This is a genomic window from Azospirillaceae bacterium, assembly GCA_028283825.1.
Lineage (GTDB): Bacteria > Pseudomonadota > Alphaproteobacteria > Azospirillales > Azospirillaceae > Nitrospirillum.
On record JAPWJW010000001.1, the window covers coordinates 766662 to 779049 of the forward strand.

Genomic DNA, 12388 nt, shown 5'->3' on the forward strand with positions numbered 1-12388 from the left:
CGGCCACAGATATTCCCTGCCAGCGGTATCCATGCTGTCCCTGATAACCGCGCCCTTCCGCCTGCTGTTCCGGCTGGTGGTGTTCCTTATCCTGATGGCGGGCGTGCTGGTGGTGGTGTTCCCCTACGCGGTGGATTTGCCGGCCTGGGCGCGCCGGGTGATGGCGGATTCGGGGGCAGGTCCCGGCGGCGTGACGGTTTCCGCCGTGCCGGAGGTGCGACAGGGCTTTCCCGCCCATCTGGTGCTGCACGACTTGGTGCTGGCCAACCCCACCACGCCCGACCGGCCGTCGCTGACTGCCGCCACCGCAATGGTCGAGGTCGACGTCCTGCGTTCCCTGACGGCCGGCCGCCTGGTCCTGCACACGCGCATCATAGAGCCCGTGCTGTACGCCGACCGGCCGTTCAGCCTTGCGGGGTTTGCCGCCGGGCTGAATCGCGCGCTAGGCGGAAGCGGTGTGGTCCACAGCCTCAGCATTGAGGGTGGCCGTGTGCGCTTGGCCGGGAAAGGGGACGGCCCCGGCATCGACCTGGGCGGCACCACGCTGGAGGTGGCACCCGGGCTTGACGTCGTGGCGAAAGAAAAGGCTCCGGCGGCCGCCTATGCCGGCACGGGGCGCGATCCGTCCTGAACCTCGCTCCCGCCTGCCGGGCGGTGCTGGATATCCGCCCGGCGGGCCAGCCAGCCCAGCAACAGAAGGCCGGGGATTCCCAGGGCGGCGCTGACGGTGAAGTACAGCGGCCATGAATTCAGGTAGTCCGCCAACAGGCCGGTGCCGCCCGACAGCATGTCCAGCGGCAGGGTGGCCAGGCTGGACAGCAGGGCGTACTGCGTGGCGGTGAAACCAGCGTCGCACAGGCGGGAGAGAAAGGCGGTGAAGGCCGCGGCGCTCATCCCGCCGGCAAAGAATTCCAACCCCACCACGCCGCCCAGCAGGACGACGCTATGCGGCTGCGTCGCCAGCACGACGTACATCAGGTTGGTGATGATCATGAAGGTGCCGCACAGGAACAGTCCGCGCACCGCACCCAGCCGTCCCGCCACCGTGCCGCCGACGATGGCGCCGGCGATGGCGCAGGCCATGCCCAGCATCTTGGTGACGGCCGCGATCTCCCCCTTGGAATAGCCTTCACTCAGATAGAAGTTGGTGGCCATGACGTTCACATAGACGTCGCCCAGCTTGTAGATGCCCACGAACACCAGGATGGCCAGCCAGCCGCGCCGGGTGGCGAAGCGGATGAAGGGGGCGATCACCTCTTCCTCCACCCACACCATGAAGGTCTGGCGCGGTGGTGCTGGCGGACGGGCAGGCTCCGGCGCCAGCAGCACGGCGACCATGCCGGCCACCACCAGGCCGGCCATGGCGGTGTAGACGACCGACCAGGGCACCAGGGTGGACAGGTACAGGGCACCGGCGCCGGCCACGATCATGCCCAGGCGGTACCCGACCAGATAGGCGCCGGCCCCCGGTGCCTGCAGGCTGTCGGGCAGCAGTTCGATGCGCAGGGCGTCCAGTACGATGTCCTGGCTGGCCGAGGCGAAGGAGGTGGCGACCGTGGCGACCGCCAGCCAGTAGAGGTTGGCGGCGGGATCGCTGGACGCCATGGCCAGCAGGGTCAGCATCAATGCCGCCTGTGTCACCAGGGCCCAGCCGCGCCGCTGGCCCAGCCGGGAGGTCAGGCCCGGGATGGGCAGCCGGTCGATGAAGGGCGCCCATAGCGGCTTGAAGGTGAAGGGACTGCGCACCATCGCGAACAGCCCGATGGCCGTGCGGCTGACATGCACCTCGGTCAGCCAGGCCGACAGGGTGGAAAACAGCAGGAAATAGGGCAGGCCGCTGGCGAACCCCAGGGCCAGCACCGTCAGGACGCGGCGGTCCAGCCACAGGGTCCACCCCGGCGCGGGAGCGGGGGCGTGGGGGGCGGTGGGCGATGTCATGGGGGCCGGTGGTCCTGGGCTTGGGCGGTCTCGCGGGCGGGCCATCATGGCCGGCCCCTGGGCCTTCGTCCAGCCAAGGGTTCCTGATGACAGCGCTTGGCCGTTGCGGGACTATCGGCGCCACCAAAGATCACGGGTTATCGAAGGGATGAGGACGATGGGAACCAGGGGCGCGCGGCTGTTGGCGGGCGTGGCAATGATGGCATTGGTAACGGTGCCGGCCATGGCAGAGCCCCTCCATCCCTGGGCCCTGGAACTGCACGGCGGCGCCGGTACCTTGGATCCGGCCAAGATGACGCCTGAGGCGGCCGCCGCCTATCAGGCCGGCATGACTGCGGCACTGAAGGCCGGCACCGACGTGTTGCAAGCGGGCGGTAGCGCCATGGACGCGGTGGAGGCCGCCATCAAGGTGATGGAGGATGACCCCCTGTTCAACGCCGGCCGGGGGGCGGTGTTCACCGCCGCCGGTCGCAATGAGATGGACGCCGCCATCATGGATGGCGCCACGCTGAAGGCGGGCTCCGTCGCCACCGTCACCCACACCCGCCACCCCATCAGCCTGGCCCGCGCCGTGATGGAAAAGACCCCCCACGTCATGCTGGCGGGTGAGGGGGCGGACACCTTCTCCCGGGAAGCGGGCCTGGAACAGGAAGACCCTGCCTGGTTTTTCACCGAACGGCGCTGGCAGGCCCTGATGACAGAGTTGAAGGACAAGGGACTGCCCATCCCGCCCCGGCCTGAGGGCGCGCCGCCGGAACCGGACAAGCATACCCTGCTGGACCTGAAGGGGTTCGAACCGGCGGATGCCCACCGCTTCGGCACCGTGGGCGCGGTGGCGGTGGACGCCCAGGGCAACGTGGCGGCCGGCACCTCCACCGGCGGCATGACGGCCAAGCGGCCGGGCCGCATCGGCGACAGCCCCATCATCGGTGCCGGCACCTATGCCTCCAACCAGTCCTGCGCCGTGTCGGCCACCGGGGCGGGCGAGTATTTCATCCGCCTGACGGTGGCGCGCGAGATCTGCGCCCTGGTGCAGTACAAGCACATGCCCCTGCAAGCGGCGGTGGACGAGGTCATCCAGCACCGGCTGACAGCCTTGGGCGGTGACGGCGGCGTCATCGCGGCCGCGCCCGACGGCACGCTGGCCTGGGGCTTCAACACCAGCGGCATGTACCGCATTCGTCTGAAGCAAGGCGGCCAGCCCGAATTCGGCATCTTCAAGGATGGGGCGGCCGCCACCGCCCAGCCGAAGAATGAGCCCTGATCCCATGTGGCGCGTCGTCATGGTCGCCTGCCTCACCTTGCTGTTCTGCGGCGGGGCGCGGGCGGGCGAGGCCCTGCTGCTGATCCGCCCGGCGCGGGTGTGGACGGCGGAGGAGGCTGCCCCCCACGCCGGCTGGGTCGTGCTGGTGAAGGGTGAACACATCCAGGCGGTGGGGCCGGAGGCGGCCGTGGCCGCACCCGCCGGCACGCCCGTGCTGGACCTGCCGGGCGCCACCCTGCTGCCGGGCCTGATCGACCTGCACTCCCACCTGTTCCTGCACCCCTATAACGAGGCGTCGTGGGACGACCAGGTGCTGCGCGAAAGCCTGGCCTACCGCACCCTGCGCGCCGGCCGGCAGGCCACGGCCACCCTGATGGCGGGCTTCACCACCCTGCGCGACCTGGGCACCGAAGGGGCCGGGTATGCCGACGTGGGCCTCAAGCAGGCGATCACTCACGGCCTGGTGCCAGGCCCGCGCCTGTTCATCGCCACCCGCGCCATCGTCGCCACCGGCGCCTACGGTCCTTCCGTCGCCAAGTTCCGCGAAGATCTGGACCTGCCCCAGGGCGCGCAGGAGGCCAGCGGCGAGGCCGGCGTGGCGGCGGCCGCGCGGGAACAGGCGGCGCGGGGTGCGGACTGGATCAAGTTCTACGCCGATTACCGCACCGGGCCGGACGGCGGCACCCGCCCCACCTTCAGCCAGGCGGAGATGGCGGCCCTGATCGCCGCCGCCCACGATACCGGTCGCCCGGTGGCGGCGCACGCGTCCTCGGACGAGGGCATGCGCCGGGCCGTCCTGGCCGGCGTGGACACCATCGAACATGGCTATGGCGGCAGCGACGCCACCTTCCAGGAAATGGCCAAACGCGGCGTCGCCTACCTCCCCACCCTGACGGCGCCTGAGGCCACCAGCCGTTATTTCAAGGGCTACGTCCCCGGCCAGACCCCGCCCACCCCCGCCATGCAGGCGGCGGAGGTGGCCTTCCGCCGCGCACTGAAGGCCGGCGTCCTTATCGGCTGCGGCAGCGACGTGGGCGTCTACGCCCATGGCGAGAACGCGCGCGAGCTGGTCTGGATGGTGCGCGATGGCATGACGCCGGCCCAGGCCCTGACGGCCGCCACCGCGACCAACGCCCGCATCCTGGGCCGCAGCGACCAGTTCGGCCGCGTCCACGCCGGTCTGCTGGCCGATCTGGTGGCGGTCAACGGCGATCCGACCCAGGACATCGGCGCCGTGGCCGACATGGTTTTCGTCATGAAGGGCGGCACGGTGTACCGCAAGCCGTGAGGGATGAAGATGGGTTTGATGTCAGGACGTTGGCGGCTGCCGGAGACGGTAGTGGTGCCCTTGCAGGCGCTGGCGCGGGGCCTGGCAACAGGCCGGGCGCCCGGAATCGAAGTCGAACGCGTACGCGCCGCCCTGGCAGCCTTGCCGTTACGCTGGTTGATGATTGCGGAAATGGAGGTCGGACACCTGCTCGACATGCGAGGGCCGCCAACCCAATCCGGTCGGCAGACCCGTGATTTGGACCTGCTGCGCCTAACGCCCGGTTTGGAATACCCTTTCCTGTTTCACAAAAGCGGCTATTGCCGTGAGGCGGCGTTGCGCAAGCTGGGTGGCCAGCCACCGGCCACGTTCTGGACTGCGGCGATCGCCTATCGCCAGAATGACTGGGTCGAGCCGGTGCGGAAGGCCGCCTGCGATTGTGTGTCGCGACTATTTCCTCTACTGGCGCCTGAGGTGATGGCGGAGGCTGCCTATTTCTTGCTGACGCGCATGCCAATGTGGGGGCGTTGGCAACTGGAACCCAAAGTGCCCCCCGATGGCCTGTTACTGGAGCAGGCGGAGGTGGCGGCCGCCTTGGCCCATCATATAGGCCGCGCGACGAGTGGCCCGGCGGGTGCCGTCCTGCGGCAGGCGTTGCGGCAGCCCGGCCTTGATGGTCATTTGCCGGCCCTTGCGATCGATGCGGTGCAACCCATTGTGCGCCTGGTGGCCCTGCATACCCTGATCGAAGGGGCGGCGATCTGGCCCGACGGCCATGAGCGCGAGATCGTCAACAAACCCTATCAGATTTATCGCGAAGTACCCGTCTTCGCGCGCCGGCCTATCATTCGCCCAGGGTCGTCATCGGTTTACCTGGACATGGCGGCGCGCGACCGGTCGGTGATCGTGCGTCGTCTGGCGGCGGCTACCCTGGCGAAGCAATTGGGGCGCACGGAAACTGAGTCTTGGATGGAGCATGAGCCAGTGCTGACGTTGCTGGAGCGTGATCCCGACAAATCCATCCGGGACCGAATTGCCTTTATTCGTCGCTTCCTGCACCAAGGGCCGCCGACCTTGGTGCAGGCGCTTGAGGCCCTGTGCAGCCCGGGAACGCCAGAACCGGTCCGCGACCGTGACTTGGGCCGCGATGTGGAGTTACTGGATTAGGTTCCGTCTATCGCCGGCCATGAAAAAAGGCGGCGCCAGGCCCGGCGCCGCCTTTTCCATAAGCCTCAAGGGCGCTTAGCGGTTGCCCAGGAAGTCCGACTTGCCCAGTTCCACGCCGTTGTGGCGCAGGATGTCGTAGGCGGTGGTGACGTGGAAATAGAAGTTGGGCAGGGCCATGAACAGCAGGAAGGTCTGGCCGGGGAAGTTCTTTTCCTCGCCACGCAGCTTCAGGGTGATGGTGCGTTCCTCGCTGCCATCGATCTGTTCCGCCGTGACGGTCTTCAGGAAATCCACCGTCTTGGCGATGCGGGCCTGAAGCTCGGGGAAGGTGGTCTCGGTATCGGCGAAGCTGGGCACCTCGACACCGGCCAGGCGGGCGGCCGCACCCTTGGCGGAGTCGGTCGCGATCTGTACCTGGCGGGCCAGGTGCAGCATGTCGGGGGCCAGGCGCGCGTTGATGAAGACCGACGGGTCGATCTTCTTGGCCTCGGCATGGGCGGCCGCCTTGTCCAGGATGGCCGACAGGTTGCCCAACAGGCGCAGGAACACCGGCACGGACGCCTGGTACATGGAAAGCGACATCGGGAAGCTCCGATTGATAAGGGGTGGATGGCGGCCAACATACGGGGCGCCGGTTACGGTGATGTGCGCGCGGTCACCCGCGTGGAAATTTCACACACCCGATTGCCGTAAATTCCCCCTTCGGAAAAAATGCCGCGGACGGCTCAGAAGCGATAGCTCAGGCCGACACGCGCCACCCGGTCACCCAAGCCCCGGATATTGCCGGCATCCTGGCGGTATTCCAGCGTGCCGCTGACCATCAGGCCCTGGCCCCAGCGGCCACCGTCCAGCAGGGCGGTGTAGCTCAACGCCATGTCCGTCTCCGCGCCATCGGGGCGCAGCGAAACGGCGGTGGGCAGGGTGGTGGCGTAACCCTGGTCGTCCACGCTGGTCATCATGAGGGTGGCCGTGCCCGATACCACGCGCAGGGGGCGGCGCCAGGCCACGGTCAGGCTGTCGCCCGCCGTCACCGTGTCGCGCTGTGACAGGGCCATGCCATAGGATCGGGACAGCAGCGGGCCGATACCGGCAATGATGCCCTGGGCGCTGTCGCCAGCACCGGTGCGGGCCAGGCTGGCATCCAGCATCAGGCTGCCGCCGTTCCAGACATCGACGGCGGTGGCCAGGCCCACCGACACGGTGTCGTTATGGTCGCCCAGGGCCAGCGGCGACCCGCTGCGGAACTGGCTGCCCAACAGGCCGTTGCGTTCATCCAGCAGGCTGAGGGACAGGCTGGTGGTCCAGCCCTTGGCCAGGGCCCAGTTCAGGCCGGCGGCGAAGGCGTCGGCCTGGCGGTTCCAGCCCGCACCGGTCAGCACGGCCCCCTGCCACGGGTTCCAGTCGCCGGTCTCAAGGCCCCGCCGCGCTTCGGCGTCCATGCCGGGCGCGCCCGACCAGCTGACGGCCAGGTGGGCGCCGCCCAGCGCCCGCGCCAGCCAGCCATCCAGGTCGGTGCCCAGGGCCATGAAGCCACCGCCCTGGGCCAGGCCCGTCAGGGCGTTGGATACGCCCAGGGTCCGTGCCGCCTCCGCCCGGACGCCGCCGCCCCACAGGGCTTCCGCGAACGACGCGCCGCCGGGGAAACCCTGGCCCGTGATCAGCGACAGGCCGCCCTGGTTGTAGGCCAGCGCCCAGCCGTCGTGGCCGGCATAGCCGCCCCGGTCCACCAGGCCCGTGGGCCGTGCGGCGGCCAGCCCCTGGTCCTCGGTGTAGGCCAGCGACAAGGTGGCGCCGCCGGCGAATTTGGTGGTGCTGGTGGTGACGGTGGGGGCCGGGAGTGCCGCGGTGATGGAGGAGGCGGAGACCGGCTGCTTGGCGATCAGGCCCGCCAGGTTGACGGTGAAGTTGCGCTGGAAGCCGTCGAAGGCGGTGTAGCTGGACAGCAGGCTGCTGACGCTGGACAGGCTGCCCAGGGCACCGCCGGTGATCAGGGACCCCGTCAGGCTGGTGACGGCGGTGGACTTGCCGTTGGCGCCCACCACCGACAGGGTGCCCAGGGGCTTGAACGCGGCGGTCAGGTTCAGCAGGCCGTTGCCGTAGGTGCTGTCCACCCCCTTGGCACCCAGGTCCGTGGCCGAGGCGAACAGGACGGCGGTGGCGGTGCCGTTGCGGTACAGCACCGGCCATGTCGCCTCCAGCAGGGCGAGGGCGCCCGACACCATGGGGGCGGACATGGATGTGCCGCTCCAGTACGCCAGCATGTTGGGGCCGTATTGGATGCCGGGGGCGATGATGTTCTGTCCCGGCGTCACCAGCCAGAGGGAGGCATAGCTGGCCTTGGTGGTGGCGCTGGCGATGGCGGCCCCGGCGCCCGGCGTGTTGGAAAAGCTGGACAGCATGTTGGCGCTGGTGACCGAACCGACGAAGGCCAAATGGGTCAGGGCCGCCGCACTCAAGCCCGTGCTGTTGGCGCCGCCGTTCAGCACGGTGGCGGAATTGCCGCCGGCGAACACCAGGACCGCGCCCTTGGACGCGGCGTAGTTGATGGCGTTGACGATGGCCGTGGTCGGCAGATAGGTCAGCGACAGGTTGATGACCTTGGCGCCGGCGTTGGCCGCCTTGATGATGCCGTTGGCGACGTCGGCGTCCGTGCCCGAACCGGCGGTGTTCAGGGCCTTTTCCGACAGGATGGTGGCCTTGGGCGCCACGCCGGCCATGCCGGCGCCCGTACCGGTGGTGGCGCCTGCCGCGATGGCGGCGGTGGCGGTACCGTGGCCGACATCGTCGGCATATCCGCTGGAGCAGGTGAAGCTGACGGCCGCACAGGATGAGGCGGATAAGACGCGGCCGACGATGTCGGGCTGGGTGGCGGCCACGCCGGTATCCACCAGGCCGATGGTGATGCCGGCACCGCCGGTCGCTGCCACCTCGATGGCGTTGGTAATGCCCAACTGTGACCACCAACCGGCTGAATAGCCGGATGCGTAGGTCTGGGTGGTCGTGCTCTGGGCCCCCGCCCTTTGGGGGGCGCCCAGGCCGATGCCGGCGCATGCGGTTGCCAGAAGGACGGCCCGCCCCGCAGGCCGCAAAGGGGCAAGGGCGCGTCGATGGTTGGCGGAGGCCGTCATGCCTAAACTCCCCAGGTCCCTTTGTGGCCTGATGGGCGGGCCCTTTCTGGGCACAGGAATGCGTTCAGGCTCACGCCCTTTTGGCTAGGCCTGGACTATGCCATCTGGACAGGTGTGGGGGCTGTTCAAGGGTAGGGGAACGGGGCAATGACGTTTGGTGGGTAACAGTAATGCGCGAACGGACCTCAAGAGGACTGGAAAAGAATAAAACCTGGCAGTACATAACGAGACCGGCTTGCAGCCAGACGTGGATGCGGCACTAGGGCGGATCCCTGGGATCTTTCCCATCCGTACAATCCAAGGCCCTGGAATTCCTGCCGGTTCGACTTGTTCACAGAGGTGGGTCATGGCACTGGAAAAGGCGGGGCGCTGGGCGCCCGATAGCTGGCGGTCTCGGGATGTGCGGCAGATGCCGAACTATCCGGATGCGCAGCGCCTTGCCACGGTCGAGGCCCGCCTCGCCAATTATCCGCCGCTGGTCTTCGCCGGCGAGGCCCGGCGCCTGAAGGACCATCTGGGCCGCGTGGCCAAGGGCCAGGGTTTCCTGCTGCAGGGCGGCGACTGTGCCGAAAGCTTTGCCGAGTTCCATCCCAACAACATCCGCGACACCTTCCGCGTGATGCTGCAGATGGCGGTGGTGCTGACCTTCGGTGGTGCCACCCCGGTGGTGAAGGTGGGCCGCATGGCCGGCCAGTTCGCCAAGCCGCGCTCATCCGACCTGGAAGACATCGGCGGCGTCTCGCTGCCCTCTTACCGGGGCGACATCATCAACGGCTTCGACTTCACGGCCGAGGCGCGGGTGCCCGATCCGGAGCGCATGGTCCAGGCCTACAACCAGGCGGCGTCCACGCTGAACCTGCTGCGCGCCTTCGCCCAGGGCGGTTATGCCGACCTGCACAAGGTGCACCAGTGGAACCTGGGCTTCGTCGACCGCAGCCCGCAGGGCGAACGCTACCGCGACCTGGCCAACCGCCTGGATGAGGCGCTGGCCTTCATGGCCGCCTGCGGCATCACGGCGGAAACCACCGCCCAGATCCGCGAGACGGAGTTCTTCACCAGCCATGAGGCGCTGTTGCTGCCCTATGAGCAGGCGCTGACCCGCGTCGACAGCACCACGGGTGATTGGTACGACGTTTCCGCTCACATGCTGTGGATTGGCGACCGCACCCGCCAGCCGGATGGCGCGCACGTGGAATTCCTGCGTGGTGTGAAGAACCCCATCGGCCTGAAGTGCGGCCCCACCACCGATCCGTCGGAGCTGATCCGCCTGATCGACATCCTGAATCCGACGGATGAACCGGGCCGCCTGACCCTGATCGCCCGCATGGGCCACGACAAGGTGGCCGACAAGCTGGCGCCGCTGCTGCGCCGCGTGCGGGACGAAGGCCGCACCGTGGTGTGGAGCTGCGACCCCATGCACGGCAACACCATCAAGTCCGCCACCGGCTACAAGACGCGGCCGTTCGACCGCATCCTGGCCGAGGTGCGCGGCTTCTTCGAAGCCTGCCAGGCCGAGGGCGTGCACGCCGGCGGCGTGCATTTCGAGATGACGGGCCAGGACGTGACGGAGTGCACGGGTGGCGCCCAGGCCATCACAGAGCACGCCCTGTCGCAGCGCTATCACACCGCTTGCGATCCGCGCCTGAACGCCAACCAGGCGCTGGAACTGGCCTTCCTGGTGGCCGAAGGCCTGAAGGCCACCCGGGCCGGCCAGCCCCGCCAGACGGCGGCGGAGTAAAGTTTCCTGGGGTTGGAAAGAGAAAGGGCGGGTGCCGGTGACGGCCCCGCCCTTTTTCATGGTGCGCCCAGCATGGGCGCGTTCTTGAGGGTGGAAGTCCCTCCGTAAGCTGATCACGGTGAACGAAGCGAAACGCAACTGCGAGAGGGCGACTGATCGTGGGGAGGAAGCGTGGAGCGAAACCACGAGCCGATGAACAAGAACCGGATAGAAGGCGGTGCCGAGCAGGGCGAGCGGGCCATGAACCGCGAAGCTCTCGTGATCAAGGGTCGGCGCCGTAGATCCGGCGGTTGTGTGGTGAAGGAGCGCGCTCTTACCTGGGGAGATCCCGCCTTATGCCTGAAAGGGTGACGGTGTCGAGCCGGAGCGGGAAGTCAGCAGAGGTCATAGTAGGGGCCGGTTCAACTGGTGCCGAAGGACCGAACGAGGAGGAGTGTTGATCCACCGTGGCGATGCGGAAGGCAGAGCGTCAGATGTCCGCGCAAGCGGGGCGGTCGGGAGGGGGGCGAGGTGAAGCCTTGCCCGGGCCCGGCAGCGACGAAGCCTTGCGCCCGCGCCCGGAAATGGAAAACACGGGGTCAGGGCTGCTGCTGGCGGCCCTGACGCGAGAGAACCTGCAACGGGCTTGGCGACGGGTGCGGTCCAACAAGGGCGCGGCGGGGGTTGACGGTCTGGACATTGACCAGACGGCGGCCCATCTGCGCACGGTGTGGCCCGCGATCCGGAGCCAGGTGTTGTCGGGGACGTACCGGCCTTGGCCGGTACGACGGGTGGCGATCCCGAAGCCGGACGGTGGCGAGCGTGAACTCGGCATCCCGACGGTGACGGATCGCCTGATCCAGCAGGCGCTGCTGCAGGTGTTGCAGCCGCTCCTTGATCCGAGCTTCAGCGAGTACAGCTACGGCTTCCGTCCGGGGCGAGGGGCGCACGACGCGGTGCTGAAGGCACAGTCGTACGTCCAGTCGGGCCGGCGGGTTGTGGTTGACGTGGACCTGGAGAAGTTCTTCGACCGGGTGAACCACGACATCCTGATCGACCGTCTCTGGAAGCGCATTGGGGATGCCGGCATCGTCCGGCTGATCCGGTCGTACCTGGACAGCGGGATCATGGTGGGGGGCGTGGTCCAGGCACGGGAGAGGGGGACGCCGCAGGGCGGCCCGCTGTCGCCGCTGCTGGCCAACGTCTTGCTCGACGAGGTGGACCGGGAACTGGAGCGCCGGGGTCATCGCTTCGTGCGCTACGCTGACGATGCGAACGTTTACGTTCGCAGCCGGAAGGCGGGTGAGCGGGTGATGGCGCTGTTGCGGCGGCTCTACGGCCGACTGCGTCTCTCGGTCAACGAGACCAAGAGCGCGGTGACCAGCGTGTTCGGCCGCAAGTTCCTGGGCTACGGCTTCTGGGTGGCGCCCGGTGGCGTCATCAAGCGGCGGGTTGCCGACAAGCCGCTGGCGACCTTCAAGCATCGCATCCGGCAGCTGACCCGCCGTTCCGGCGGGAACAGTGTGCAGGAGGTGGTGATGCGCCTGCGTTCCTATGTTCTGGGATGGAAGGCCTACTTCCGCCTGGCGCAGACACCCCGGGTCTGGAACGACCTGGACAAGTGGATGCGCCATCGGCTGCGGGCCATCCAGCTCAAGCATTGGAAACGGGGCACGACCATCTACAGGGAACTGAAAGCACTCGGGGCCAAACCCAAGGTGCTCCATCAGGTGGCGGCCAATAGCCGCCGCTGGTGGCGCAACAGCGGGATGGCCCTCAATGCCGTCCTCTCCCTGCAATGGGCGGACGCCCTGGGAATGCCCCGTCTCTCTTGACCTCAACTCCTCGAACCGCCCGGTGCGGACCCGCATGCCGGGTGGTGTGGGAGGGGAGCGGTCCTCAAGGAT

At 68.2% G+C, this 12388-nt stretch carries 9 protein-coding genes; 6 read left to right on the forward strand and 3 right to left on the reverse strand.

What is annotated here, in order from left to right; genetic code table 11:
• Positions 1-31: 31 nt before the first annotated feature.
• On the forward strand, positions 32-631 hold the full coding sequence (locus PW843_02975) for a hypothetical protein (GenBank protein ID MDE1145569.1): 600 nt from the start codon (positions 32-34) through the stop codon (positions 629-631).
• Here the strand turns inward: PW843_02975 and PW843_02980 are convergent.
• The gene (locus tag PW843_02980) at positions 601-1938 is read right to left on the reverse strand and encodes an MFS transporter (protein MDE1145570.1); all 1338 of its coding nucleotides are present in this window, start codon (positions 1936-1938) and stop codon (positions 601-603) included. The two genes, PW843_02975 and PW843_02980, sit on opposite strands and share 31 nt — an antisense overlap.
• A 223-nt stretch (positions 1939-2161) precedes the next feature.
• Here PW843_02980 and PW843_02985 point away from each other — a divergent pair, with 223 nt between their 5' ends.
• From PW843_02985 to PW843_02995, 3 genes are read left to right on the forward strand one after another with little or no spacing between them, the layout of a single operon-like run.
• Positions 2162-3202: an isoaspartyl peptidase/L-asparaginase gene (locus PW843_02985; protein ID MDE1145571.1), complete on the forward strand. Its 1041-nt coding sequence runs from the start codon at positions 2162-2164 to the stop codon at positions 3200-3202.
• Positions 3203-3206: 4 nt separating this feature from the next.
• Positions 3207-4490 (forward strand): amidohydrolase family protein, encoded by a 1284-nt coding sequence (locus PW843_02990; GenBank protein MDE1145572.1) that lies wholly within the window; start codon positions 3207-3209, stop codon positions 4488-4490.
• A 9-nt stretch (positions 4491-4499) separates the two neighbouring features.
• On the forward strand, positions 4500-5636 hold the full coding sequence (locus tag PW843_02995) for a hypothetical protein (protein MDE1145573.1): 1137 nt from the start codon (positions 4500-4502) through the stop codon (positions 5634-5636).
• Positions 5637-5711: 75 nt separating this feature from the next.
• Here the strand turns inward: PW843_02995 and PW843_03000 are convergent, their stop codons facing one another.
• On the reverse strand, positions 5712-6218 hold the full coding sequence (locus tag PW843_03000) for a DUF1993 domain-containing protein (protein ID MDE1145574.1): 507 nt from the start codon (positions 6216-6218) through the stop codon (positions 5712-5714).
• 143 nt (positions 6219-6361) lie between these two features.
• Positions 6362-8587, reverse strand: coding sequence for a S8 family serine peptidase (locus PW843_03005; protein MDE1145575.1), 2226 nt, complete (start codon positions 8585-8587; stop codon positions 6362-6364).
• A gap of 586 nt (positions 8588-9173) precedes the next feature.
• Here PW843_03005 and PW843_03010 point away from each other — a divergent pair.
• Both PW843_03010 and ltrA read left to right on the forward strand, forming a co-directional pair.
• Positions 9174-10502, forward strand: coding sequence for a 3-deoxy-7-phosphoheptulonate synthase class II (locus tag PW843_03010; protein MDE1145576.1), 1329 nt, complete (start codon positions 9174-9176; stop codon positions 10500-10502).
• A 563-nt stretch (positions 10503-11065) separates the two neighbouring features.
• A complete protein-coding gene (gene ltrA / locus PW843_03015) occupies positions 11066-12316 on the forward strand; it encodes a group II intron reverse transcriptase/maturase (protein MDE1145577.1) in 1251 nt (416 codons plus the stop codon).
• Positions 12317-12388: the final 72 nt, after the last annotated feature.